Raw genomic sequence first — 25,952 nt, forward strand, 5'->3', positions numbered from 1 at the left:
AACAGTTGAAGCTGTAAAAACAGTTTCTGATTTGTTCTTGCCTTTAACTGGAGAAATTATTGCTTTTAATGAAGATTTAGAAAGCGCTCCTGAAACTGTAAATTCTGATCCTTACGGAGCTGGATGGATGATTAAAATTAAAATTGCTGATGCATCAGAAATAGATAGTTTATTATCTGACGAAGCTTATAAAGAACTTATCGGTGCCTAAACAATTATTGTTAATCTGGGCAATTATCTGCTCTGGAATCATTGCGTATTTTTGTTTAATAGATTCAAGCAATATTCCGCAGGTAAATTTTCCGAGTATTGACAAAATTGTGCATTTTTGTTTTCACTTTGGCTTTACGATTTCCTGGATCCTATTCTTTAAGAAAGAACTTAAAGGAAAAGATGCTAACGATTACAAAGCGTATTTGATTTCGTTTATTTTTTCTGTTTTCTTCGGAATAACTATTGAAATTTTACAAGGTGTAATGACAATAACTAGAGCATCAGATGTAACAGATGTTTTAGCAAATGCATTAGGTGCATTCGTAGGCGTTTTTTCGGCGATAGCTTTTAAAAAACAAATCGATAAAATATAAGAATATAATTACCCACTTCGGTGGGTTTTTTATTGGCATAAAATCAAGCTTTTAAAACAGTATTTTTTCTGAATTTAAATGTATTTTTGCTCCATTCGATCTAACTTCAATATTATGAATGTTAAGCAATACTTAGATTCTACTTATTTAAAAACTGCTGCTCAAGCCGGAATTTCGGAAGAGGATAATAGTATTGTAGTTAAAAATGCAATTGCAGAAGCGATTCAGGAAAAGTTTAAGCTCATCATGATTCGGTCAGAATATGTAAGTCTGGCGAAAGAAATGATCTTAAAAGAAAATTCGAATTTACTGGTTGGAACCGTAATAGATTTTCCAAAAGGAAATTCAAGTTTAGAATCTAAGATCAAGGAAGCAAACGAAGCGATTGAAAATGGTGCCGATGATTTAGATTTTGTCTGCAATTATGAAGCTTTTAAAAATGGAGACGCTTCATTAATAAAAGAAGAAATTCTAATAGGAAGCCAAATAGGATTAGCCAATAATAAAACAGTAAAATGGATTATTGAAGTTGCAGCATTAACGGATAAAGAAATTATTCAGCTTTCGGCTTTAATAAAAAATGTTGTTATATCGAATTTTAAAGAAGAAGATTATGCTTCTGTTTTTGTAAAATCATCAACAGGTTTTTATAAAACCGAAAATGATCTGCCAAACGGAGCCACAATTCCTACCATTATAATGATGCTCGAAAATGCATCGCCTTTGCCGGTAAAAGCTGCCGGCGGCGTTCGCTCTTATGAAGATGCAGTAGAAATGATTCGTTTAGGAGTTAAACGCATTGGAACTTCGGCAGCAAAAGCGATCGCAGACGGAAAAAATACCACAAATCAATATTAAATCATAAGCCCCAATCTACGTGAATAAGTTTTTTTTATCTTTTGTTATCACCCTATTTACCTTACTTGGTTTTGCACAGCAGACTAATGTAAAACCTGATTTTACTTCAGAGCAGTTTCCTATTTTTCCGCATTGCGAAAATCTTCAGGCTAAAAATTTAGAAAACTGTTTTTACAGAGAAGTGCAGAATTTTGTGTATGATAATTTTCAAATTCCTGAAAACTTAAAACAAAATAATTACAAAGGAGAAGTAAAAGTACTTTTTGAAGTGGATGCAAACGGTGAATTTAAAGTAATTTATGTAAATGCAGCAGATGATTTACTAGTTGAAGAAGCAAAACGTGTTTTTGGAAAATTTCCGAAAATAAAACCTTCGACTTATAACGGAAAACCGACTTATTCAAAATATACGATTTCAATTGATATTCCTTTAAAAAGTGCAGATCAGATTGCGGCAGAAGCTTTGGCAGCATCCGAAATTGAAAAGCCAATTGAAAAACCAATGACAGAATTAGACAGTATTGTATACAAAAAATACAATATGCCTGAATTTGAAAGTCATTTAAATATACCATTTTCTCATAGTTATTATGCGCAGTTTGATGGTGCAATGAACCAGGTGGGAAGTAATAATCATACCGCTTCAAAACCGTATACTTATGCTGAGGTTTCAAAATATTATAATTTAAAAGCAGTAAACGAATCGCTTCAGAAAAAAGTTTCAGGCTGGTGGGGAAGAAAACTTTGGAATGAAAACCTGGTTCAGATTCAGGGTGAAGATTACTGGCTGGCATTAAACCCAATTCTTGATTTGCAAATGGGAAAAGCTTCAGATCTTGATGCTTCTTATTCATATGTAAATACCCGTGGACTTAATTTTAGAGGAGGTTTAGGAAAACAGATTAATTTTACCACAACCATTTTTGAGAGTCAGGGAAGATTTGCGGGTTATTACAATGATTATGCAGAAACATTAAAGCCTTCTGGAGGAAATCCGGCAATTATTCCGGGAATGGGAATTGCTAAGAGATTTAAAACAGATGCTTACGATTTTCCTTTGGCGGAAGCCAATATTACTTTTGCGCCAAGTAAAATATTTGACTTACAATTAGGTTACGGAAGAAATTTTATTGGAGATGGATATCGTTCGTTGCTTGAAACTGATGGTGCAAGCCCTTATCCTTATTTTAAAATCAATACGACTTTCTGGAAAATTAAATATACCAATACTTATATGTGGCTTAAAGATGTTCGTCCAGACGTAACGGTGGACAGAACGTATGCAAGCAAATATATGGCGAATCATTATTTAAGCTGGAATGTTTCGAATAAACTGAATTTTGGTTTCTTTGAATCTGTAGTTTGGACAGATACCAACAACAGAGGATTTGATGTTAACTTTGTAAATCCTATTATTTTTTACCGTTCTGTTGAATTCGCTTCATCATCTCGAAGCGGAAATGCACTTTTAGGAATGACATCTAAATACAAATGGAATAACAATGTAAATTTATATGCTCAGTTTTTATTAGACGAATTCTCGATTGGTGATATGAAATCTGGAGATCAAAGCTGGAAAAATAAATTTGGTTACCAGTTAGGTGCTAAATATTACAATGCTTTTCATGTAAAAGATTTGCTTTTGCAATTAGAATACAATCACGTTCGTCCTTATGTGTATTCTCATAGTGATCCAATTACGAATTATGGTCATAATAATCAAAGTATCGGACATCAATGGGGAGGAAATTTTGAAGAATTTATCGCAATTGGTCGTTACCATAAAGGACGTCTTTTTGCAGATGCTAAATTTACAGTGGGTAAAAGAGGTTTAGATTTTGATACCGCAGAAAACAGTTATAATTACGGAGGAAATATCTATAAAGATTATGATTTAAACCGTCCTTATGATACAGGTGTAAAAGTGGGGCAGGGAAATAAAACCAGTATTTTTATTGCCGATGTTCAAGGAGGATATTTGATAAATCCGATCACAAATTTAAAATTATTCGGAAGTTTCATTTACAGAAATTTTGATCCAACTCAGGAAACGGCAACAACATTTAAACAAAGTACGACCTGGTTTACTATTGGTTTACGTTCTGATATCTTTAACTGGTATTTTGATTACTAGAATTTTTAATAAGATTTTTCGAAATAATAGTGTTAAAGATTGGAAAGTTCTTGTTTTGTAGAGGTTTTATTGGAAAAAATCTAATTTTAAAGTTCTAAATTCTATAATCTAATTTGTACATTTGCACCACTCAAAAAAAATATACAAAGACTACGGTATTGAACGCTGCTAAAAATACAATTTCAATAAAATCAATATTTCTGGATTTCAAAGAGATAACTAAGGCTGGCTTGGCTATTAGTGTTTTGTTTTCTTCAATCGCCGGATATTTATTAGGAGTTAATGACGAACATCCTTTTAAATGGAGTGTTTTGATTATTTTGTCAATTGGCGGCTATTGCATGGTTGGGGCTTCAAACGCTTTTAATCAGGTAATTGAAAAAGATATCGATTCGTTAATGGATCGAACAAAAAATCGTCCGGTTCCTTCCGGAAGAATGTCTCCCGTAACAGCATTAATTGTTGCAAGTCTGCTTACTATAATAGGTATAGCATTGTTGTACACGATCAATGCAAAGTCGGCAATGTTTGCCGCAATTTCAATATTTTTATATACAAGCATATATACACCATTAAAAACCGTAACTTCATTGTCAGTTTTTGTTGGTGCATTTCCTGGAGCAATTCCATTTATGTTAGGATGGGTTGCGGCAACCGGAGAATTTGGTATCGAAGCCGGAACATTATTTTTAATTCAGTTTTTCTGGCAGTTTCCTCATTTTTGGGCCATTGGATGGTTTTTGTATGATGATTATGCAAAAGCAGGTATTTTCATGCTTCCAACCGGAAATAAAGATAGAAAAACAGCTTTGCAGGTTATTTTATATACGATTTGGTTAATTATTGCTTCTTTATTACCTGTTTTAGGATATACAGGGCAGTTGTTTATTTCGCCAATCGCAGCGGTTTTAGTGTTTTTATTAGGTTTATGGATGTTGTTTTATGCGGTGCGTTTGTACCAATTAAGAACACCAAAAGCTGCAAGAACATTAATGCTGGTAAGCGTATCGTATATTTCGTTACTGCAGATTGTATTTATAGTAGATAAATTTTTAAGATAGTTATGGAAATGACAATTAAAGTAAGTGAAGAGCAGGTGCAGAAATCAAAATCAGCCAAACTGATTTTGTTATTCGCAATGGTAAGTATGACCATGATGTTTGCAGGACTTGCAAGTGCGTTTGTGGTAAGTAAATCAAGAGCAGACTGGTTGACGAATTTTCAAATACCAACTGCGTTTTATTTTAGTACAGCAGTTATTATTGCCTGCAGTGTTACTTTTTATTTAGCAAAAAAAGCAATTGAAAAAGGAAACAGAAGTGCTACTTCTGCGTTTCTTTTAGGGACATTTGCTTTAGGGATTCTGTTTGTAATTTTACAATTCAGAGGTTTTGGGCAAATTGTAGAAAGCGGGTATTATATGACAGGACAAGGTAGCTCAATTACTACAACTTTCCTTTATGTAATTGCGTTTACACACCTATTGCACTTGGCGGGCGGATTAATTTCGCTTTTAATTATAATTTATAATCATTTTAAACAAAAATACAATCCGACTCAAACTCTTGGTATAGAACTAGGTGCGATGTATTGGCACTTTTTGGATTTATTATGGGTATTATTATTTTTATTTTTATATTTCTTTAAATAAGAAAAAAACGTAAATTTGGGAACTTTTTAACGAATATCTTTTATGGAAGCGACAGTTACTACTGCAAATAACGACGAAAAAACTTGGGGAGGCGGAGAGCATAGCCAGCCACTAGGAGCAAGTTATGGTAAAATGATGATGTGGTTTTTTATCGTATCGGATGCCTTGACATTCTCTGGATTTTTAGGTGCTTACGGTTTTTCTAGATTTAAATTTATTGAAACATGGCCATTGGCTGACGAAGTGTTTACTCACTTTCCTTTTATGCATGGTGTTTCGGCTCCTATGTATTATGTAGCCTTAATGACTTTTATCTTGATTTTCTCATCTGTAACAATGGTTTTGGCTGTTGATGCAGGTCACCAATTAAAGAAAACAAAAGTTGCTGTTTACATGTTCTTAACTATTATTGGAGGTTTAATTTTCGTTGGTTCTCAAGCTTGGGAGTGGAAAAACTTCATTAAAGGAGAATACGGAGCAGTTGAAACTAAAGGTGGAAGTTTATTGCAGTTTGTTAAAGCAGATGGAACAAGAGTTGCTCTTGCAGATTTTGCGGTGAAATTGCCAGAACAAAGAGAAGAATTAACAAGAAGCCATGCAACTTGGTTTGTTCAGGATGCAGAAACTCAGCCAACTTATACTGTTGCTGAAATTCAGGCAGGTTTTAAAGCACACCCTGATGTATTAATCAGAACTGAAAAACTTACTGCTGAAAAGAAAAAAACTGTTTTAACTAGAGCAGAATCTGAAGCTCGTTTAGTTGACGCAAAATATGTAGTAGAAGGAGCAAACTTAACTAGAAATGAATACGGAAGTAAACTATTCGCTGATTTCTTCTTCTTCATCACAGGATTCCACGGATTCCACGTATTTTCTGGAGTTATCATTAATATCATTATTTTCTTTAATGTATTATTAGGAACTTACGAGAAAAGAAGAAGCTACGAAATGGTAGAGAAAGTTGGTTTATACTGGCACTTTGTAGATTTAGTTTGGGTATTTGTATTTACAGTTTTCTACTTAGTTTAATTTTAGATTTTAATTATTATGTCACACGAACACGTATCAAATACAAAAAGAATCTGGTTTGTTTTTATATTACTATCAGTTGTAACTACAGTAGAAGTTATCCTTGGTATTTACAAACCGGGAGTATTAGAGTTTAATCATTTTGTTGGTTTGAATTTGTTAAACTGGATATTTTATATCTTAACAATATTCAAAGCTTATTATATTGTATGGGCATTCATGCACATGGAAGGTGAAAAAAGCAGCCTTAGATGGTCTGTTGTATCACCAGTTATTTTCCTAGTATTATATTTATTGTTCATCTTGTTGACAGAAGGACACTATATTTATGGGGTTTTTAAAGATTCTACTATTAAATGGAATTTTTAACATGATATTAATTCGAAAAGAAGCTCCGTTTAACGGAGCTTTTTTTATTTTTGTACCTCAATAACTTCCGTTAAAACAATGAAAAAAAATATAGTTCTTTTTGTGCTTTTTGTTTTACCCATTGTAGCCTATTTGTTTTTCGCTTCAGGTGTAAATAGTTTTACAAAACTTCCCATAATTACCCCAAAAATTGCCGACTTTGGAAACTGGAAATCTCTTGACGGCAAAAAAGTTTCTTTAGATAAAAAAATTACCGTTTTAGGTTTTTCCGGTTCTGATATTTTAAGTAACAGAGGAAACTACTTTAACCTTAACGAAAAAATCTACAAACGCTACCACGGTTTCGAAGATCTTCAATTTGTAGTAATCTGCCCGCTTGGGACAGAAACTGAAGCTCGAAAGCTTGTTGATGCGATTAAACCTTTTACAGATGTTTCTGGATGGGAATTTGTTTTTGCTTCACCTGATGATATTCAGGCTTTTTATAATCAATTACATTTAAAAGGAAAACTGGATGATAAACTAGGTACATCAAATGTTTTCATTGTAGATAAAGAAAGAAACTTAAGAGGCCGCAAAGGCGGAAATAAAAACGAAAAAGATGACGAGTATAAAGAAGGATACGATACTTTTCATCCATCTGAATTGAGTAATGAAATGCTTGATGACTTTAAAATCATTTTGTATGAATATCGTGCCGCTCTTAAAAAGAACCATAACGCCACAAAACAACTTTAAATACACATATAATGTTCAAAAATAAATCTTACATAGGGATTTCGTTTATTATCTTGATTTTCGGAATCTATGCAGTACCAAAAATTGTTGACAGAATTAAAAATGGTGATGTTGTAAAAGGAAATCGTTTAGATAATGTTGGTTCTAAAAGTTCTAAAGACGCAAAATTAATAACAATTGGTGCAGCTCCAAAATTTGAATTGACAAATCAGGATAACGTTAAAGTATCTAATGCAACCTATAAAGGAAAAGTATATGTTTTAGAATTTTTCTTCACAACTTGTCCGTCAATCTGCCCAAAGATGAATTTGAGCATGCTGGAAATCGAAAAAACATTTTTTGGCAATCCTAACTTCGGAATAGTTTCCATTACAATTGACCCAACTCATGATACACCACAGGTTTTAAAAGATCATGCAAAATTATTAGGAGTAAAATCTTCTAACTGGAATTTTTTAACCGGAGACAGAGCTACAATTATGGATTTGTCTAACAAAGGTTTTAATCTTTATGCAGGAGAAAACTCAAAAGTAAGCGGAGGATTTGAACATTCTGGGTTATTTGCTTTAATTGACAAAGATGGAAACATTCGCTGCCGAAAAGATGAATTTGGAAACCCAAATATTTATTACGACGGTTTAGATAAAAAAGGCGTTAGAGAGATTCAGGAAGATATTAAAATACTATTAGAAGAATAAAAAATGGAAGATCATTCATTAGAAAAAAAATACAATAAATACATCATTGCGGTTTCAATTGTTATACCGGTACTGGTAGGAATTCTTTTTGCAATCAAATTAAAAGATTTTGGAATCAATGTAGAGCCGCTTTCCTTTTTACCTCCAATTTATGCTTCTACAAATGGTCTTACAGCGATTGTTTTAGTTGCAGCGGTAATTGCCGTTAAAAACGGAAAACTTAAACTGCACGAACGTTTAATGACTTTTGCTATTGCTTTATCATTGGCTTTTTTGGCCATGTATGTTGCGTATCACATGACTGCTGACTCCACTAAATTTGGTGATGTAAATCATGACGGGATTTTAGATGCAGTAGAAAAAGCTAAAATTGGTGCTGTTAGATATATCTATGCTTTTATTTTAATCACACATATTCTTTTATCGATTATCATTATTCCGTTTGTATTGGTAACATATGTACGAGCACTTGCAAAGCGTTTTGATAAACACAAAAAAATAGCTAAAATAACATTCCCGCTTTGGTTATATGTTGCGGTAACAGGTGTTGTAGTTTATTTAATGATTTCTCCTTATTATGCATAAATTAGAAAATAGAACAAAGAATAAAGAAAATAGAATTCAAGAAAATAGCAATAATATGAGAAACTTTTTTTCGCCAAAGTATATCTATATTCTATTCTCTATATTCTGTTCTCTGAGTGCGAACGCCCAATGTGCGATGTGCCGTGCAGCACTTGCAGGAGATTCTAACATAAAAAAAGCAGAAGCTGTAAATGACGGAATCGTTTTTTTAATGATAATCCCGTATTTACTTGTAGCCATAATTGGTTTTCTTATTTATAAGATGTACCGATCTAAAAAGAAAAATGCAGTATAATTATACTGCATTTTTTATTTCAATTCGTTTATTTTAATCCGTTAACGGAGACATTCACAGTTCCGTTTATTTTGATAAAAGCGATAATCGCTTGATTCGTTAATTGAATTTTATCAAACTGAATATCATCCATTTTTCCGTTTACAAAAACGCCAGGCATTGGCGAATAATTTTTAAGATAAGCAGCCATACTCTTTTTGCCTTCTTCTAAATTAGGCTGTATCGAATATCTGCAGCTTTCTTCCATTTTTCTTAAAACAAAACCTTGTGCAAGCCAGTTTGCAGTTCGCATTAGTTTGCTTTTGGTATCTAAAACATAATCCAGTTTGTCGAAATAAATTTCTTTTGTCTGCGCATTATATTGCGGAATTCCGTTTAAATAAAGCGTTCCGTCAATAGAACCCAGAACATCAAGAGCAATAATCATTTTTCCGTTTTTGTGCCAGATTGAAACATTTTTTACCGTTACTTTTTTGCTTCCAGAACCAAATTCCTGCCCGGCAAAATTCTTCGTCATAATTTTTGAAGCATCCATATAACTTGAAATCGCCGCAATATTTGCCGATATCTGATTTGGAATTTTGGTAACCGGTTTCAAAACAATTTTACTCGCATTAAACTTAGATTCAGGCTGTTTGCCTACAATAGTTTCCATATTGCATTTCATTCCCATTTCGAGTAAAAAAGAATCATTTTTCAGTTTTGCATTGGTTGAATAAACTTCAACAGGAACAATTCTTAACCAGCTTTCATAAGTATCGCTCATTTGAAAAGGCGTACAGATTTTTTCTAAAGCCGATAAAACATTCGGTTTAAAATCCATTGATTTTTCGATTGCCTCATCAATTTTATGTTCCAGTTTAGATTTAAAAATGGAAATTGCCGGATTAATCAAATAAGTAATTGGCATATTTTTTCCAAAAACAGTCATCGTTGGACTTTCGTTCCAGTCTAAAGATCTAAATTCAGTTTTAGTGTTTAATTTCCAGTTCGTTAAAGCAACATCGCTGGATAATGTAATAACACCATTTAAATTAAATTCTCTCGTATCGTAAAGTTCAATACCCATTTTTTTTGTTCCAATTCGGTATTTAATAGTCGCTTTTAACGGAAGAATCGTTTTTATTTTTTTATCCGGATTTGCAGGATCGTTTTGAATTTTTATTGGAGCCTGTTTCCAAATTTTCATTTCGATATCGTCATCTTCGATATTATTATCTTCATAAATCAATCCGTTTAATAGCGTATTGGTTTGATTTTCAATATCATTCAGCTTAACAGTAATAGGCAGATTTATAAAGGAAGGATTGGCATCATAAATTAGCGGACTTGCGTCATCTGGTTCTGGTTTTAAAGTTTCTAATTTTTGAGAAGTTGAGCAGCTAAAGAATGTGGCAGTTACCGCAAACACTGAGATTATGGAAAAAAATTTCATAATTAATGATTTTTTTAAGTGAAGCAAAATTAAGAAAACTATTAAATTATCTTGATAAAGTGTAACATTTGATAACAACTGCCGTCTTATTTAGATAATGAAACACAATTATTAACGTTTTATTATCATAATTTACTTATAAAATATATTATTATTGTTTTAAAAATTTAACAATACCATGATCGAAATTAAAGATTTGCATAAATCCTATAAAATGGGAAGTTCGGAACTGCATGTGTTGAAAGGAATAAATTTTAATATTGCCGAAGGAGAATTAGTAGCGATTATGGGATCATCAGGATCTGGAAAATCGACTCTTCTTAATATTTTAGGAATTCTGGATGAAGCCGATTCTGGTAGTTATATTTTAGACAATACGCCAATTAAAAAATTAAACGAAACCCTGGCTTCAAAATACAGAAACAAGTTTTTAGGTTTTGTTTTTCAGTCTTTTAATTTGATCAATTATAAATCAGCATTAGATAACGTTGCTATGCCCTTGTATTATCAAGGTGTAAAAAGAAAAGAGCGTTACGATATTGCAATGAAATATCTTGAAAAAGTAGGTTTGGGTTCACATTCTCATCACTTACCAAACGAACTTTCGGGAGGGCAGAAACAGCGTGTTGCAATTGCAAGAGCACTGGCTTCGAACCCTAAAGTTTTACTTGCCGATGAGCCAACGGGAGCTTTAGATACCAAAACTTCGTATGAAGTTATGGAGCTTATTCAAGGAATTAACGATGAAGGAAAAACAATTTTAATCGTTACACACGAACCTGATATTGCCGCAATGTGCAAAAGAAATGTGGTCCTGAAAGATGGATTAATTATCGATGATAAATTAGTAGAACAAGTTAGAGCTTCATCTTATGTTTAATATTGAGCGTTGGCAGGAAATATTTGATGCAATTTCCAAAAACCGACTCCGAACATTCCTAACAGGAGTTTCGGTAGCGTCGGGGATTTTTATTTTGGTGATTTTGCTTGGAGCGGGAAAAGGGCTTCAAAACGGTATTGAAAAACAATTCGAGCGCGATGCTGCTGGAATTATTGAGGTTTGGTCTGGTACGACCACAAAAGAGTATAAAGGACTGAATCCAGGAAGACAGATTCAGTTTAGAAATAGCGATTACAATCAATCGGTTCAAAAATTTGAGGACAAATTAGATTTAAGAGCTTCGACACAAAATTATTGGGGAGCGCAATTTGCTTACGGTAAAGAAAATGGAAATTATCAATACAGAGGTGTTAATCCTGATTATGGCGGAATTGAAAACCTTACGATAGTTCAGGGACGATATGTAAATAGTAAAGATTTAGAAAATAACGAAAAAGTGGCAACAATCGGGATGAAAATAAAAACCGATTTGTTTAAGGATAAAGAAGCTCTGGGAAAAGAAATTCAAATTAATAATATCAATTTTAAAGTAATTGGAATTTTTACAGACCCGGGAGGAGAACGTGAGGAAGCAAGAGCTTATTTGCCCTTGACAACTGTACAAAGAACTTTTGGTGCCGGTGACAAAATCAGCAATTTGTTTTTTACTTTAAAAAAGACGGATAATTATGATGAAGCTTTAGCACAATCTGAAAAGTTTACTAAAGAATTAAAGGAATTATTGAAAAGTAAAAATGTTGTAGCTCCGGATGATGACGGCGGAATAAATGCCTATAACTCAGTTAAAGATGCTAAACAGTTTTACGATTTAAATTTATATATCAGACTATTTTTCTGGTGGGTTGGTATTTGTACTATTATCGCCGGAGTTGTGGGTGTAAGTAATATCATGTTGATTATTGTAAAAGAAAGAACCAAAGAAATTGGAATTAGAAAAGCTTTAGGCGCATCGCCATTTTCTATTATTTCGATGATACTTCATGAATCCATTTTTATTACAACAATAGCAGGTTTTACTGGGCTTTTAGCGAGTTTATTGTTGTTAGAATTTGTTGGGCCGATGGTTCAGAGTGAATATTTCAGAAATCCCGAAGTAGATTTTAGTGTGGCTTTAACAACATTATTTTTACTTGTATTTGCAGGCGCCGTTGCAGGGTTTTTTCCAGCATACAGAGCAGCCAAAATTAGACCTATTGTAGCACTTAGAGACGAATAATCATGTTTAAAAAAGATAATTGGGATGAAATTTTACAGGCCTTAACGGCGAATCCCTTCAGAACTATTCTGACTGCTTTTGGTGTATTTTGGGGAATTTTTATTTTGGTGATTTTGCTTGCAGCCGGTAATGGTCTGGAAAACGGAATTAAAAAAGGATTTGACGGAATTGCCACAAATACGATGTTTATGTGGAGCCAGACAACTTCTAAAGCCTATAAGGGGCTGCCAAAAACACGTCGTTATGATTTTAGAAATAGTGATGTTGCAGCTTTAAAAGCGGCTTTACCGGATTTATTATATGTTTCGCCAAGAAATCAGTTAGGAGATTTTAACGGAACAAACAATGTGGTTCGTGGTACAAAAACTTCTGCTTTTACCATTTATGGAGATTATCCGGAGTTGATTAAGCAACAGCCTATGGATATCATAAAAGGCCGATTTATAAACCAACAGGATATTCTGGATAAAAGAAAAATTGCCGTAATTGGAAAAGGGGTTATCAGCGAACTTTACGGAAAAGAAGAAGAAGCTGTTGGAACATATATCAAAGTTAACGGCATCAACTTTATGGTTGTTGGCGTTTATAAATCGAAACAGCAAGGTGGAAATGCAGAACAGGAACAAAAGAATATTTTTATTCCGTTTACGACTTTTCAACAGGCTTTTAATTATGGAGATAAAGTAGGGTGGATGGCACTTACGGCAAAAGATGAAACATCGATTACCGACTTAAAACCTAAAATTTTAGAAATAATAAAAGGGCTTCATTCCATAAATCCTACAGATGACAGGGCAGTAGGAAATTTTGATTTGTACGAGCAATTCAATAAGGTGCAGAGTTTATTTAATATCCTGAAAATCATTGCCTATTTTGTTGGGACATTAGTTTTGATTTCGGGTGTTATTGGAATCTCAAATATTATGTTGATCGTAGTTAAGGAACGTACAAAAGAAATAGGAATTAGAAGGGCTTTAGGCGCAACGCCGGGAGCAATTCGCAGTCAGATTTTATCAGAATCTATATTTTTAACGATCATTTCAGGAATGTTTGGTATTGCCGTCGCAACGGGAATTATTGCCCTCTTAAATTTGGCATTAGATTCCATGCCCCCCGGCAACGATACCATGTTTTCAAACCCGAGTGTTGACTTAGGAGTTGTATTTGTTGCCTTAATAATATTAGTAGGATCTGGTTTGCTGGCAGGATTTATTCCGGCGCAGACCGCAATTAATGTAAAGCCTGTAGATGCTTTACGAACAGAATAAAATTATCAATCAAAAAAATAATCGATTAAACTAAAAAACAAAATGAAAAAAGGAGTAACCGTAACCATTTTAATTTTAATTGCAGTAGTCTTTTTTGGCGCGCTTTACTATTTGTACGCAAAGAATCAAGAATCGCCAATTGTTTTTAAAACGGAAAAAGCAGAGATTAAAACCATCGTAAAAAATACAATTGCGACTGGTAATATTCAGCCTGATGAAGAGGTATTAATCAAACCAAATATTTCAGGTATTATTGAAGAAGTTTATATCAAAGCAGGAGAAAAAATCAAAGCAGGAGATATGATTGCTAAAATTAGAGTGGTTGCTAACGTTTCGAATGTAAGCAGTACTCAAAATCAGGTTCAGACTGCTAAAATTGCTTTAGATAATCAGGAGAAAATCTTTCAAAGACAAAAAACACTTTTTGATAAAGATGTAATTTCTGCCAATGATTTTGATGCGGCGCAAGTAGCTTACAAACAAGCAAAACAAACATATCTGGCTGCAAAACAAAACTTAGATATCGTTAAAACAGGTACAACGACTTCGTTAGGGAATTATGCTAATACCTTAATTCGTTCAACAGTAAACGGAATGGTTTTACAGGTTCCGGTAAAAGTAGGAAATCAGGTTATTGAAAGTAATAATTTCAACGAAGGAACTACAATTGCAAGTGTTGCCGATGTTGGAAGAATGATTTTTATTGGAAAAATTGATGAATCTGAGGTTGGAAAAATCAAAGAAAAAATGGCAATTGAAATCACTGTTGGAGCAATTGAAAATAAAAAATTCGAAGCAGTTTTAACTGATATTGCACCAAAAGGAGTTGTAGAAAACGGAGCAATTCAGTTTGAAATAAAAGCAAGATTAGAAAATAGAGATGATACATTTATTAGAGCCGGTTTAAGTGCAAATGCATCTATTATTCTTGAAAAAGCAGATAAAGTTCTGGCTATAAAAGAATCATTAGTTCAATTTGACAAAAAAACTCAAAAACCATATGTAGAAGTTGAAACAGCACCTCAAAAATTTGAAAGAAGAGATTTAGTTTTGGGTGTGAGCGACGGAATCTATGTTCAGGTTAAAAGCGGAATCAAAAACACGGATAAAATTAAAATCTGGAATCAGGGTTTAATTGACGAGAAAGAAGAGAAAAAGTAATTTGAAGCTGTAAAGAGTTTTTTGGTTTTAAAAAATGTTAAATTTGCGTAGTTTGGTTTACTGCGCTTTCATTCAAAATATATGAAAATAAATAAATATAATAGTCTTGTTTTTGCCATGTTGTTTGGGTTTGGATTAGCCGGACACGCGCAATCAAAACAATGGACACTGGAAGAATGCGTGAGATACGCATTAGATAATAACATTACAATTAAATTATCTGAACTGGATGTCAAAACGGCAACTATTGACAAAAGAGGAGCATTAGGAAGTTATCTTCCAACTGTAAATGGAAATGCTTCACATTCATGGAATATCGGTTTGAACGTTAACCCTGTTACCAATATTGCGACTACACAAACAACGCAGTATTCTTCATTAGGTGTAAATGCAAATGTTGATATTTACAAAGGTCTGCAAAATCAAAATGCATATAGAAGAGCTTCTCTTTCTATTATAGCATCAAAATATCAGTTGCTGAAAATGCAGGAAGATATTTCGTTGAATGTTGCAAATGCTTTTCTTCAAATTTTATCTAACAAAGAAGATTTAAAAATAAAGAAAGAACAATTAGCGATCGACGAAAAACGTTATTCTCGTTCTGAAGAAATGGTAAATGCCGGAACAATTCCGCGTGGAGATTTATTTGATTTAAAAGCAACTGTAGCTACAGATAAACAAAATATTACCGTTTCTGAAAACAATTTATTGATTTCGAAATTAAGTTTAGCTCAGCTTTTACAATTAAAAGAATTTGCAGATTTTGATGTAATTGATGATACCAATGCTAAAGATGAAAATAATATCATGGCGCAAAACCCAATTGATATTTACAATAAAGCAAAAGAAACAAGAACAGAACTAAAATTAGCTCAGACTAATCTTGAAATCGCCGAAAAGAACGTTGCAATTGCAAAAGGAGCATATCAGCCAACATTAAGAGGTTTTTACCAATTTAGTACTAGTGCAAGTTACAGTGATCGACTAATTGGAACTGATCCTGTTACAGGAGATCCAGTTTACGCAGCTCCAAATCCAGTTTTAGATCAGTTTAGTGATAATAAAGGACACAATTTTGGTTTTCAATTAAGTGTACCAATATTTAATGGCTTCTCTGTAAAAAACAATGTTGAAAGAAACAAAGTAAGTTTAGAGAAATCTAAAATAGATTTAGAGCAAAAAAGTTTAGATTTGCAACGTAACGTTTATACAGCATTTACTGATGCAAAAGGCGCTTTAAATACTTATGAATCTTCAACGATTACTTTAGAAGCTAGACAGCAGGCATATAACTATGCAAAAGAAAAGTACGATGTTGGTTTAATGAATTCATTTGATTTTACGCAAGCCCAAACTTTGCTGACAAATGCACAATCTGATGTGATCAGAACGAAATACGATTACATGTTCAAAATAAAAATACTTGAGTTCTATTTCGGAATTCCAATTGTTCCAATTATTACAAAATAATTTATTATGTCAAAAAAAACAATTTACTTCTTAGTTGGCGGAGCTGTAATTATTATCATAGCATTAATAGGGCTTTCCAAAGCAGGAGTAATAGGAAACAAAGATGAAGGAAAAGAAGTTGAAACGTCAAAAGTAAACGCTTCAACAATTGTAGAAACAGTTTCGGCAACAGGAAAAATCCAGCCGGAAATTGAAGTAAAACTTTCATCAATGGTTTCCGGTGAAATTATTGCATTAAATGTAAAAGAAGGCCAAGTTGTAAAAAAAGGCGATTTACTGGTAAAAATAAACCCTGATTTGTATACTTCAGGTTTAGAAAGATCAGTAGCAAATTTATCTGGAACTAAAGCCGGTTTAGTGCAGTCTGAAGCTAGTTTTAAAGAGGCAAAAGCAAATTATGAGCGTAACAAAACGCTTTATGATAAAGGTGTAATTTCAAAATCAGATTGGGATAAAGCTATTTCAACTTATGAAGTTGCAAAAGCAACAAAACAATCTTCTTACTATAATGTTCAAAGTGCTTCGGCTTCTGTTACAGAAGCCAGAGACAACTTAGGACGTACAACAATCTATGCTCCTGCAGATGGTACAATTTCGGTACTAAATGTTGAGTTGGGAGAACGTGTTTTAGGAACGCAGCAAATGGCAGGAACAGAACTTTTAAGAGTTGCGAACCTTAATAACATGGAAGTTGAAGTTGACGTAAACGAAAATGATATTGTAAAAATTAAAATAGGGGACGAAGCAAATGTTGAAGTCGATGCCTATTTAAAAAAGAAATTTAAAGGTGTTGTAACCAGTATTTCAAATTCTGCAAGTACAACATTAACTTCAGATCAGGTTACCAATTTCAAAGTTAAAGTTCGTATTTTAAAAGATTCATATCAGGATTTATTAGAAGGAAAACCAGCAGCGTATTCGCCTTTTAGACCTGGAATGACGGCTACTGTTGATATTATTACAACAACTAAAAACAATGTTTTGGCAGTGCCAATTAGTTCTGTTGTAGTAAAATCGGATACAACAGCCGTTACTGACTTTAAAGTAGAAGATCCAAATGAGAAAAAAGTAGCTCCAAAAAGCGACAAGAAATTCGAATGTGTTTTTGTAAAAGTAGGAGACAAAGCTAAAATCAGAATCATTAAAACAGGAATTCAGGACGATACAAATATCGAAGTAATGTCTGGTTTGAAACCGGGTGATGTAGTCATTACTGGACCGTACACAACAGTTTCTAAAGAACTAAATTCTGGTGATAAAGTAAAAATTAAAAAAGCGGATGCTCCAAAAAAGTAAATCAATAATATGATTATTGCATTGCATGGAATTCCGGCAGAAATGATTTTCAGTTTATTGGGTGCCTTTATTGCTGTAATTATATATTTGATATGGGTGCATTACAGCGTCTATAAAACGAAATATTATAATGATGAATTTAAATATTTTTCAGTAGAAAAAAGACTGATCCTATATTTAGGCTTTTTATTAGCAAATTTAGGTGTTGCATTTCTGTTATTTTGGTTATTAACCTTTATTTTTGCAGCTACAATTTTCAGATGATTTTTTAATAAAAACACGTACTACATTGTCTTTCATTCTCAATATCGAAACCGCTACCAAAAACTGTTCAGTCTCAATTGCAAAAAATGGAGAAACCATTCTCTGTAAAGAAATTGCTGAAGAAGGATATTCGCATGCTGAAAAACTTCATGTTTTTATTGAAGAAGTTATTGCAGAATCCGGTATTTCAGTTCAGGATTTAAAAGCGATTGCAGTAAGTCAGGGACCAGGTTCTTATACCGGTTTACGAATTGGGGTTTCGGCGGCAAAAGGATTGTGTTTTGCATTAAATATTCCGTTAATTGCTGTAGATACTTTGCAGACTTTAGCGTCAAAAGCTAATGTTTCTGACGGAAAAATTATTCCGATGCTGGACGCCAGAAGAATGGAAGTGTACAGCGAAATTTTTACTGCTGATTTAGAAGTTGAAAGAGGAATTCAAGCTGAGATTATTACAGAAGAATCTTTTGCAGCCTATACAGAAAAACTTTATTTCGTTGGAGATTGTGCCGAGAAATGCAAACCAGTTTTAACTAAAGAAAACTTTGTGTTTTTAGAAGAAATCAAATACCCTTCGGCAAGAGAAATGAGTAAAATCAGTTTTAATAAATATCAAAAAAGCGACACTGTTGATGTCGCTTATTTTGAACCTTATTATTTAAAAGATTTTATGATGACACTGCCATCAAAAAAGCAATAATCTAATTTTTATTTTTGAACTGTAAACGGCTGAACAGAAATTCCTGCTTCGTCTAAAGCTGTTTTGCAATTTTCTAAAGTATCAGAAAAAACAGCTCCGTAATTAATGTTTTTTGCCCACGGACGAACTGCAAAATCCACAGAACTTGCTGATAAATTTTTTACGAAAACCTCAGGTGCCGGCTTTTTAAGCACTTTTGGATTTTTATTTAAAACATCCAATAAAACTTCTTTCGCCTTTTTAATGTCAGAATCATAAGAAACAGAAAAAGTCAAATCGGCTCTTCTTTCTCCCTGCATCGAATAATTAATAATAGTTCCGTTTGACAAAGCACCATTCGGAACAAAAACCGTTTGATTATTTCCGGTCAACATTTTAGTGACAAAAATCTGAATCTCTAAAACCGTTGCAATAACTCCCTGAGCTTCGATTGTATCTCCAACTTTAAAAGGTTTGAAAACGATAATCAGCATTCCGCCCGCAAAATTCGAAAGCGAACCCTGAAGTGATAAACCAATTGCAAGCCCCATTGCACCCAGAATAGCTACAAACGAAGAAGTCTCGATTCCGAGTTTTGAAATAAAAGTAACAAACAATAAAACACGAAGCGCCCACAATAAAATGTCAGCAAGGAATTTGGTCAATGTTGGGTCAAGATTTCTCTTAACCATTACTTTTCTAATTATTCTGTTGATTAATCGAATGGCATATAAACCAACAAATAAAATCAGCAGTGCCGAGATTAATTTTGGAGAATAATCGATTAAAATATTGATGAATTTTGTAGCGTAACCGCTAAACTGTTCAGGATTGATGTACATATTATTTTGAATAAAAAAACCTTCTCAAAAGAGAAGGTGAATTGATTTTGCAAATATAGCTATATTTTGTTTTTATATGAAAATACTTTCCATTACTTCTCTTCTTCAGAGTCTGAATCAGTTACTGCGTCTTCGCTCACATCAACTACAGTTTCTGTAACTAATTTATAATCCTCATTGACAGTTTCAGTAATTACTTCTTTGATAGAATCAATCACATCGTGTATAGAGTCAGATGCTTTTTCAACATAGTCACTAACAGCATCTTTAGTATGTTCCAGATATTCTGCTGCAGAATCGATTATTGGTTCTGAGGCTTCTTTAACTTCTTCAAAAGTATTTTCGGCCTGATCTGCAAAATCTACTGCTGTTTCTTTTGCCGAGCCAAACAAATTGCTGAAAAATGATGATAATCCCATGGTTTTAAAATGATTAGTTAAGGTTACAATATTAATTATTTTTGGAGAAAAACAATTTATTTTTCGTTTAATTAATTATGAAATAAAAAAAGCGCCTCAAATGAGACGCTTACAATTATAGATAATTGAAATTTTTATGCATTTAAAGCTTCAACCTTAATAGCTTCATCATTCAACATACTTTTCAGCATATTTTCGATACCGCTTTTTAAAGTAAAAGTAGAAGATGGGCAACCGCTGCACGCACCTTGTAAAATCACTTTTACAGTTTTATCCTCTTCATTATATGAATCAAAAGCAATATTTCCACCATCGGCCGCAACCGCTGGTTTTACGTATTCTTCTAAAATATTGATAATTTGCTGAGACGTAACATCTAATTTGTCAAATGCTTCATCTTTTGTAACATCATTTTTAGTCGTAGTCTGGATTAAACTTTCATCTAAAACAGTTCCTCCGTTTTCAATAAATTGTTTAATGAACGTTCTTACTTCTAAAGTAATTTCAGCCCAGTCGTTGATTTCGTATTTAGTAACAGAAATATAATTCTCATCAATAAAAACCTCTTTTACATAAGGAAATTTGAATAATTCCTGCGCTAATGGAGAAGAAGCAGTCTGGTCAATATTTTTGTATTCAACTGCGTTTCTAGTCAACATTCTGCTTACCACAAATTTAAGGGCAGAAGGATTTGGAGTTGTTTCTCCATAAACCGTAATAGGCTGTTTTTTTGCCTTGTTTTCGTCAACTTTGATGATAACGCCGCCTTTGTCCACAAATGCCGCAATTTGCTCTGCAACATCGTCCTGAACATCGCTCCATTCTACAATGCTGTATCTTTCGATGGCAATAAAATTTCCTGAAATATAAACTGTTTTTACAAACGGCAGATAGAACAATTGCTGTGCTAAAGGCGAAGCTTGGGCTTCGTCAATATTTTTGAACTCAAAGTTTTGATTTTGAGTAATGAAATCTTCAAATTCGAATTTTAGGATAGTAGAATTTTGAGTCTCTTTTATAGTGATTTTTGTCATGGTAGTAATTTTTTGCAAATTTACTAAAGTTATTTTCTACTATTACCTATATTTGATTTTTTAATAAAATAATTAAGACTCTCCTCAAATAATTCGTACGAAATTATGAAGAGTGTAAAAATTAGACTAACTAGCCAGCCATTATGAAATTAAAAATCAAGTTATTAATTGTTTTTTTAATAACGACTTTTTATACTTATTCTCAAGAAGGAATTCCTGTTTATTCTGATTATTTATCAGATAATTACTACTTGATTCATCCTTCGATGGCCGGAGCTGCTAATTGTGCAAAAGTGAGATTAACAGCCAGAAAACAATGGTTTGGTCAGGAAGATGCGCCAACACTTCAAACTTTAAGTATTAATGGAAGAGTAGGAGAGCGTTCTGGTGCCGGAATTATTGTTTTTAATGATAAAAACGGATACCATTCTGAAAAAGGGGTAAAGCTTACCTATGCGCATCATATTATGTTTTCAAGAGATGAAGTTGATTTAAATCAGCTTTCTTTTGGTATTAGCGGTGGACTAATTCAGAATCAATTAGATGAAACAAAATTTGGCGGTACTTTTGATCCAATTGTTTTTGGTTCGATTCAAAAAGACTCTTACTTTAATGTAGATTTTGGAGCTTCTTATAACTATTTAGATTTTTATGCGCACGCAACAGTTCAGGGAGTTCTTGAAACGAGAAGAGAATTGTATACCGATTATGAAAGTGATAATTTAAGAAAGTTTCTTTTTAGCGCGGGTTATGTATTTGGAAAAAGAGATAATATTACCTGGGAACCTTCTATTTTATTTCAATTGTTTGATCAGACAAAAGAAAAATCAATTGACTTGAACTTGAAAGCTTACAAGAATTTAGATTTTGGAAGTTTATGGGCGGCTTTATCGTATAGAAGAAGTTTTGACGGAGCTCAATTTAGCTCAGGAAACGGAGTTTCCAATCAAAAACTACAATATTTTACCCCAATTGTGGGCGTGAATTTTAAGAACTTTATGTTTGCTTACACCTATTCTCAGGTTACAGGCGATGTAAAATTTGATACTGGCGGATACCACCAGATTACTTTAGGAGTTAATATATTTTGTAGAAAGGAACGTTACGATTGTAACTGTCCGGCAATTAATTAAAATTTTATTATGCTTATTAAATCTGTAAACGGAAAATCACCTGCAATTCCAGAAGATTGTTACGTTGCTGAAAATGCAACTATAGTTGGCGATGTTTCTTTTGGTGAATCTTGCAGTGTTTGGTTTAATGCAGTTGTTCGCGGCGATGTTCACTTTATTAAAATAGGAAATAAAGTAAATATTCAGGATGGAGCAATAATTCACTGCACCTATCAAAAACACCCAACAATTATAGGAAATAATGTTTCTATAGGACACAACGCTATTGTTCATGGTTGTACAATTCACGACAATGTTTTAATAGGAATGGGCGCTATTGTAATGGATAACTGTGTTGTCGAAAGTAATTCGATCGTGGCGGCCGGAGCGGTTTTAACCCAAAATACGGTTGTTCCTTCAGGAACTATTTTTGCTGGTGTTCCTGCCAAAAAAGTAAAAGATATAGATCAATCTGACTTTGCAGGCGAAATAGAACGTATTTCAAACAACTACGTAATGTATTCTGGCTGGTTTAAAGAATAAATTCAAGAAATTCCAAATAATAAAAAATTCCAAATAATAAAAAATTCCAAATTCCAATAGTTATTGACACTTCATTGGAATTTGGAATTTTTTATTTTGGAATTTTATTTACAGATTGATCTTTTCAAAGAAAGCATTTTTATAACTTTCGCTTATTGGAATTCGCTTATCGCTAATCAAAACTTTATTTTTTTGTATTGATTTTACGTGTTTTATATTGATAATATAAGATCGGTGAATTCGCGAAAATCCTTTGCTTGAAAGCAGGTTTTCTAATTTTATTAAACTAATTAAAGTCAGCGTGAATTTATTGTCTGTCGTGTAAATTTTCACATAATCTTTCAAACCTTCGATAAAAAGAATATCTGAAAAATTCATTTTTACATTTTCATATTCAGCTCTCACAAACATAAAATCCTGTTCTACTTCCGAAGCGGCGATGCTTTCAGAAATTGGGTGAACAGCCGCTGCAGGATTACTGATTTGCTGCGCTCTAACCACAGATTTTAAAAAACGATGAAACGGAATTGGTTTTACCAAATAATCAACCGCACCAAGATTAAATCCTTCAACGGCATAATCTGAATAAGCGGTTGTAAAAATTACCAAAGGCTTTTTTTCGATTGTATTTAAAAAGTCAATTCCGGAGAAATGCGGCATTTGAATATCAAGAAAAATCAAATCAATATTATTTTGATTGATAAACGAAACGGCATCGATCGCATTATTAAAAGTGCTGACCAATTCAAGCGAATCTACCTTCTTGACAAAATCTTCTAATAGTTCAACTGCTAAAGGTTCATCATCTATAATTACACATTTCATCTGTTGAAAATTAAGTTTTTAAATTTGTTTTGGCAGTCAAAAGTAGTTTTAAACCAATGAATTAAGTTTTAAAATTATCATAAAAATACGGAATTAATCCCAGTATCAATTTAACGTTTATGTGGTTTTTATTTCGTCTAATTTTAGACTTAAATGAACTCTGTAAAAATGATTGTCCTGATTAATAGTTAGTTCGTGTGCGTTTGGATAAAGTAAATCTAATCGGCTTTGAATATTTATAAGTCCGATACCAGAATTGTCAGGATCTTTTTCATAATTTTCAATAGTATTTTCAATCCAAAAATCCAGATCATTTTCAGAAATGAATATCTTAATCTTTACATGCGTAGCCCCTTTGTAATCGGTTCCGTACTTAAAAGCATTTTCTACAAAAGAAATTAAAAGCAAAGGTTCAATAAACTTGTTTTTAGTATTGCCGTGAACATTTATTACAATGTCTTCAATATTATTCAGTCTGAGTTTTTGCAGTTCAATATAATTCTGGATGTAATTGATTTCTTTTTCTAAAGCCACCGTTTTGTTATCTGTTTCGTAGAGCATATAGCGCATTAATTCAGATAAGGTTACGATGGCATCAGGGACCAAATCAGATTTCTTATGTGCCAGAGAATAAATACTGTTTAAGGAATTGAATAAAAAATGCGGATTGGTTTGCTTACGCAGATATATCAATTCTGTATTCGTTCTGTGTGTTTCGGCGATTAATTTGTTTTGCTGATTATTATAAAACTCTGTCAGTGTTCTAATAACGGCGCTTATGGTAATAATTAGAATATAGAAAAAAGATGGGCCAATTTTAAAAAACAACGGCTGTCTCGCCGGTGCCATCATTACTCTGCCTCTTTGCTTATACAGGTTAATTGCTTCGGGCGGAATCATTCTTGTTCTCATATGTCTGAACTCAGGAATAAAATAATGAATCCTGATAATCATGAAGACAGCAATAAGAATAAAAATGAACAGAAAATATTTCCAATACTTTTTTTGTAAAAGAAGGGCAGGTACCAAGTAAAAATAGTTCAGATAAAATAACAAAATTCCCGTAGCCCATTGTACATAGAAATCATTATTGATTCTAAAGGGACTTTCATAAAATTGAATCAGCGATGTTAGAATAAAGAAAATCCAAATCATAAAATGGAATAGTATTTTATTTGAATTTGTATTTTTAATGGTATCTAGTGTCATTTATAATTTTATTTTTAATAAAATTAATTCATTTTTGGTTACCGTTGGAGATAAGTTTTGTTTGAGTTTTTCAACCACAAAATGGGCTGTTTTTAAGGCATCTTTTTCTGTTGAAAAACTTTTATTATCATTTATTACAGGAATGATAGATTGTTTAATTATGATTTTATCTTTATAAGAAATCGAATATCCCCAGCCTGTATTTGTTTTAAATGATTCGGTTTTAAAAACTTCCTTTTTTGTACAGGAAACAATTTGTAAAAGCAGAATCAAAAGCAATAAATTCTTCTGGATTTTACTCCAGAAGAATTGTTTAGTATTAATTGTCATCGTCGCTTTGTTCATCTTGAGGTCTAAATTCCCATGCATCGTCAAAGTAAGTAGAACCCACTCTTCCTAACATATAAAAACCGCGATTGTTAATTGTAAAGCCAACAGCATCAGTTCTTGTAGCACCTTCCATAGCTGTTCTTTCTTCCCAAAGATCTGTTGAAGGATTGTATTCCCAAACCGTTTTGATGTTTTCACCGCCCACAACATATCCTAAACCGTTCATTGAAAAACTAGAAGCATTAGATCTTGTAATAGCATATTCATCATTCCAAGTGTAATCATCATCAGTATCTTTATCGATATCTCTTTTTCTTGTCCATACATCAGTTGCAGGATCAAATTCCCAAAAATCTTCCTGATAAACACCATTGTTAACTCCGGTAACCAAATAAGCTTTATCTGAAATTACAAACACAGTTGCGTTACGTCTTTTATTACCACTAAATCCGTTTACAAGTGTCCACGTATTGGCCTGATCATCATATTGATAAAAATCTTTTAAATAATTTCCATCATAACCAGTTCCAAAATAAGCTTTTCCGCCAGCCTGAAAACCAACGGCAGCATAACGTCCTGTTCCTGCAAAATCAGCTTTTTGAGTCCAGCTGTTGCTTGATGGATCATATTGATAGAAATCCTTTAGTTTATTAGTTCCATCATAACCAAGTCCCACATAACCTTTATTATTTAGCGTAAAACTTGATGCCGAACTTCTGGCAACACCTCCGAAATTAGCTTTTTGCTCCCAGTAATCTCCAGTTGAGTTGTAAGCCCATAAATCTTTTAAATATTCATCTCCGGTATAACCCGTTGCTACATAAGCAAAATCTCCAATTACAAAACTTGTTGCACTAGATCTTGCAGGACCGTCAAACGCTGATTTTTTAATCCAGTTACCTACTAAATCATCATCATCGTCATCATTGCTGCAGCTTATAAAAAAGAGGCTCGAAAGCAGGGTTGCGAATAATATTCCTTTTTTTAGATTATTCATAGTGTTT

30 protein-coding genes are annotated in these 25,952 nt (G+C 33.0%); 22 read left to right on the forward strand and 8 right to left on the reverse strand.

All coding sequences use genetic code 11. From position 1 onward, the window contains the following. The 12 genes from B3C18_RS09785 to B3C18_RS09840 form a co-directional block, all read left to right on the forward strand. Positions 1 to 211: glycine cleavage system protein H (locus tag B3C18_RS09785; protein ID WP_414655346.1), on the forward strand; the 211-nt coding region annotated here is incomplete at its 5' end. Next, positions 204 to 587, forward strand: a complete 384-nt coding sequence (locus tag B3C18_RS09790) for a VanZ family protein (protein ID WP_291146140.1) — start codon at positions 204 to 206, stop codon at positions 585 to 587. The genes B3C18_RS09785 and B3C18_RS09790, both read left to right, overlap by 8 nt. Positions 588 to 701: 114 nt before the next feature. Beyond that, positions 702 to 1,445: a deoxyribose-phosphate aldolase gene (gene deoC / locus B3C18_RS09795; RefSeq protein ID WP_291146144.1), complete on the forward strand. Its 744-nt coding sequence runs from the start codon at positions 702 to 704 to the stop codon at positions 1,443 to 1,445. 19 nt (positions 1,446 to 1,464) lie between these two features. Beyond that, the gene (locus B3C18_RS09800; RefSeq protein WP_291146147.1) at positions 1,465 to 3,579 is read left to right on the forward strand and encodes an energy transducer TonB; all 2,115 of its coding nucleotides are present in this window, start codon (positions 1,465 to 1,467) and stop codon (positions 3,577 to 3,579) included. A gap of 158 nt (positions 3,580 to 3,737) precedes the next feature. Further along, on the forward strand, positions 3,738 to 4,640 hold the full coding sequence (gene cyoE, locus B3C18_RS09805) for a heme o synthase (protein ID WP_291146150.1): 903 nt from the start codon (positions 3,738 to 3,740) through the stop codon (positions 4,638 to 4,640). A gap of 2 nt (positions 4,641 to 4,642) precedes the next feature. Beyond that, positions 4,643 to 5,230 (forward strand): cytochrome c oxidase subunit 3, encoded by a 588-nt coding sequence (locus B3C18_RS09810; RefSeq protein ID WP_291146153.1) that lies wholly within the window; start codon positions 4,643 to 4,645, stop codon positions 5,228 to 5,230. Positions 5,231 to 5,272: 42 nt separating this feature from the next. Then, entirely contained in the window at positions 5,273 to 6,259 is a 987-nt protein-coding gene (locus B3C18_RS09815) for a cytochrome c oxidase subunit 3 (protein WP_073488986.1), read from the forward strand. An 18-nt stretch (positions 6,260 to 6,277) separates the two neighbouring features. Next, positions 6,278 to 6,628: a cytochrome C oxidase subunit IV family protein gene (locus B3C18_RS09820; protein WP_291146156.1), complete on the forward strand. Its 351-nt coding sequence runs from the start codon at positions 6,278 to 6,280 to the stop codon at positions 6,626 to 6,628. Positions 6,629 to 6,706: 78 nt separating this feature from the next. Continuing rightward, positions 6,707 to 7,366, forward strand: coding sequence for a hypothetical protein (locus B3C18_RS09825; RefSeq protein ID WP_291146158.1), 660 nt, complete (start codon positions 6,707 to 6,709; stop codon positions 7,364 to 7,366). An 11-nt stretch (positions 7,367 to 7,377) separates the two neighbouring features. Continuing rightward, the gene (locus B3C18_RS09830) at positions 7,378 to 8,064 is read left to right on the forward strand and encodes an SCO family protein (RefSeq protein ID WP_291146160.1); all 687 of its coding nucleotides are present in this window, start codon (positions 7,378 to 7,380) and stop codon (positions 8,062 to 8,064) included. A 3-nt stretch (positions 8,065 to 8,067) separates the two neighbouring features. Then, positions 8,068 to 8,649: a DUF420 domain-containing protein gene (locus B3C18_RS09835; protein ID WP_291146162.1), complete on the forward strand. Its 582-nt coding sequence runs from the start codon at positions 8,068 to 8,070 to the stop codon at positions 8,647 to 8,649. A 55-nt stretch (positions 8,650 to 8,704) separates the two neighbouring features. Beyond that, complete coding sequence (locus tag B3C18_RS09840; RefSeq protein ID WP_349680571.1) at positions 8,705 to 8,944, forward strand: hypothetical protein; 240 nt, start codon at positions 8,705 to 8,707, stop codon at positions 8,942 to 8,944. Positions 8,945 to 8,972: 28 nt separating this feature from the next. Here the strand turns inward: B3C18_RS09840 and B3C18_RS09845 are convergent, their stop codons facing one another. Next, complete coding sequence (locus tag B3C18_RS09845; protein ID WP_291146166.1) at positions 8,973 to 10,379, reverse strand: DUF4403 family protein; 1,407 nt, start codon at positions 10,377 to 10,379, stop codon at positions 8,973 to 8,975. 178 nt (positions 10,380 to 10,557) lie between these two features. Here B3C18_RS09845 and B3C18_RS09850 point away from each other — a divergent pair, with 178 nt between their 5' ends. The 8 genes from B3C18_RS09850 to tsaB all read left to right on the forward strand — a co-directional run bounded on the left by B3C18_RS09850 (position 10,558) and on the right by tsaB (position 18,655). Continuing rightward, positions 10,558 to 11,259 (forward strand): ABC transporter ATP-binding protein, encoded by a 702-nt coding sequence (locus B3C18_RS09850; RefSeq protein ID WP_053471651.1) that lies wholly within the window; start codon positions 10,558 to 10,560, stop codon positions 11,257 to 11,259. Further along, positions 11,252 to 12,496 (forward strand): ABC transporter permease, encoded by a 1,245-nt coding sequence (locus tag B3C18_RS09855; protein ID WP_291146169.1) that lies wholly within the window; start codon positions 11,252 to 11,254, stop codon positions 12,494 to 12,496. Before B3C18_RS09850 ends, B3C18_RS09855 begins: the two co-directional genes overlap by 8 nt. A gap of 2 nt (positions 12,497 to 12,498) precedes the next feature. Next, positions 12,499 to 13,764: an ABC transporter permease gene (locus tag B3C18_RS09860; protein WP_291146171.1), complete on the forward strand. Its 1,266-nt coding sequence runs from the start codon at positions 12,499 to 12,501 to the stop codon at positions 13,762 to 13,764. 42 nt (positions 13,765 to 13,806) lie between these two features. Then, on the forward strand, positions 13,807 to 14,925 hold the full coding sequence (locus B3C18_RS09865) for an efflux RND transporter periplasmic adaptor subunit (protein WP_291146173.1): 1,119 nt from the start codon (positions 13,807 to 13,809) through the stop codon (positions 14,923 to 14,925). Between the two features lie 81 nt (positions 14,926 to 15,006). Then, positions 15,007 to 16,395 carry a TolC family protein gene (locus tag B3C18_RS09870; protein ID WP_291146175.1) on the forward strand — a complete coding sequence of 463 codons (1,389 nt, stop codon included), beginning with the start codon at positions 15,007 to 15,009 and terminating at the stop codon, positions 16,393 to 16,395. Positions 16,396 to 16,401: 6 nt separating this feature from the next. Then, positions 16,402 to 17,691: an efflux RND transporter periplasmic adaptor subunit gene (locus tag B3C18_RS09875; RefSeq protein ID WP_291146177.1), complete on the forward strand. Its 1,290-nt coding sequence runs from the start codon at positions 16,402 to 16,404 to the stop codon at positions 17,689 to 17,691. A gap of 9 nt (positions 17,692 to 17,700) precedes the next feature. After that, positions 17,701 to 17,955, forward strand: a complete 255-nt coding sequence (locus tag B3C18_RS09880; RefSeq protein WP_291146179.1) for a hypothetical protein — start codon at positions 17,701 to 17,703, stop codon at positions 17,953 to 17,955. Positions 17,956 to 17,980: 25 nt separating this feature from the next. Then, complete coding sequence (gene tsaB / locus B3C18_RS09885) at positions 17,981 to 18,655, forward strand: tRNA (adenosine(37)-N6)-threonylcarbamoyltransferase complex dimerization subunit type 1 TsaB (protein ID WP_291146181.1); 675 nt, start codon at positions 17,981 to 17,983, stop codon at positions 18,653 to 18,655. 8 nt (positions 18,656 to 18,663) lie between these two features. Here tsaB and B3C18_RS09890 read toward each other — a convergent pair whose 3' ends face one another. The 3 genes from B3C18_RS09890 to B3C18_RS09900 all read right to left on the reverse strand — a co-directional run bounded on the left by B3C18_RS09890 (position 18,664) and on the right by B3C18_RS09900 (position 20,929). Further along, positions 18,664 to 19,476: a mechanosensitive ion channel family protein gene (locus tag B3C18_RS09890; RefSeq protein ID WP_073489015.1), complete on the reverse strand. Its 813-nt coding sequence runs from the start codon at positions 19,474 to 19,476 to the stop codon at positions 18,664 to 18,666. A 92-nt stretch (positions 19,477 to 19,568) separates the two neighbouring features. Then, positions 19,569 to 19,895, reverse strand: a complete 327-nt coding sequence (locus B3C18_RS09895) for a YtxH domain-containing protein (RefSeq protein WP_291146184.1) — start codon at positions 19,893 to 19,895, stop codon at positions 19,569 to 19,571. Positions 19,896 to 20,029: 134 nt separating this feature from the next. Continuing rightward, positions 20,030 to 20,929, reverse strand: coding sequence for a NifU family protein (locus tag B3C18_RS09900; RefSeq protein ID WP_291146186.1), 900 nt, complete (start codon positions 20,927 to 20,929; stop codon positions 20,030 to 20,032). A 143-nt stretch (positions 20,930 to 21,072) separates the two neighbouring features. On the opposite strand from B3C18_RS09900, the gene B3C18_RS09905 reads away from it, so the two are divergent. Both B3C18_RS09905 and B3C18_RS09910 read left to right on the forward strand, forming a co-directional pair. Next, positions 21,073 to 22,062 carry a PorP/SprF family type IX secretion system membrane protein gene (locus tag B3C18_RS09905; protein WP_291146188.1) on the forward strand — a complete coding sequence of 330 codons (990 nt, stop codon included), beginning with the start codon at positions 21,073 to 21,075 and terminating at the stop codon, positions 22,060 to 22,062. 9 nt (positions 22,063 to 22,071) lie between these two features. Then, positions 22,072 to 22,584, forward strand: coding sequence for a gamma carbonic anhydrase family protein (locus B3C18_RS09910; protein ID WP_056204513.1), 513 nt, complete (start codon positions 22,072 to 22,074; stop codon positions 22,582 to 22,584). A 108-nt stretch (positions 22,585 to 22,692) separates the two neighbouring features. Here the strand turns inward: B3C18_RS09910 and B3C18_RS09915 are convergent, their stop codons facing one another. The 4 genes from B3C18_RS09915 to B3C18_RS09930 all read right to left on the reverse strand — a co-directional run bounded on the left by B3C18_RS09915 (position 22,693) and on the right by B3C18_RS09930 (position 25,945). Continuing rightward, positions 22,693 to 23,409 (reverse strand): LytR/AlgR family response regulator transcription factor, encoded by a 717-nt coding sequence (locus B3C18_RS09915; protein WP_291146191.1) that lies wholly within the window; start codon positions 23,407 to 23,409, stop codon positions 22,693 to 22,695. Between the two features lie 117 nt (positions 23,410 to 23,526). Further along, complete coding sequence (locus B3C18_RS09920; RefSeq protein WP_053471637.1) at positions 23,527 to 24,618, reverse strand: sensor histidine kinase; 1,092 nt, start codon at positions 24,616 to 24,618, stop codon at positions 23,527 to 23,529. Next, positions 24,619 to 24,948 carry a DUF4907 domain-containing protein gene (locus B3C18_RS09925; protein ID WP_291146195.1) on the reverse strand — a complete coding sequence of 110 codons (330 nt, stop codon included), beginning with the start codon at positions 24,946 to 24,948 and terminating at the stop codon, positions 24,619 to 24,621. It lies immediately after the preceding gene. Continuing rightward, entirely contained in the window at positions 24,938 to 25,945 is a 1,008-nt protein-coding gene (locus B3C18_RS09930; protein WP_053471635.1) for a Kelch repeat-containing protein, read from the reverse strand. The genes B3C18_RS09925 and B3C18_RS09930 overlap by 11 nt, the downstream gene beginning before the upstream one ends. Between the last annotated feature and the right edge of the window lie 7 nt (positions 25,946 to 25,952).

The organism is Flavobacterium sp. UBA7680 (assembly GCF_002482975.1).
Classification (GTDB): Bacteria; Bacteroidota; Bacteroidia; order Flavobacteriales; family Flavobacteriaceae; genus Flavobacterium.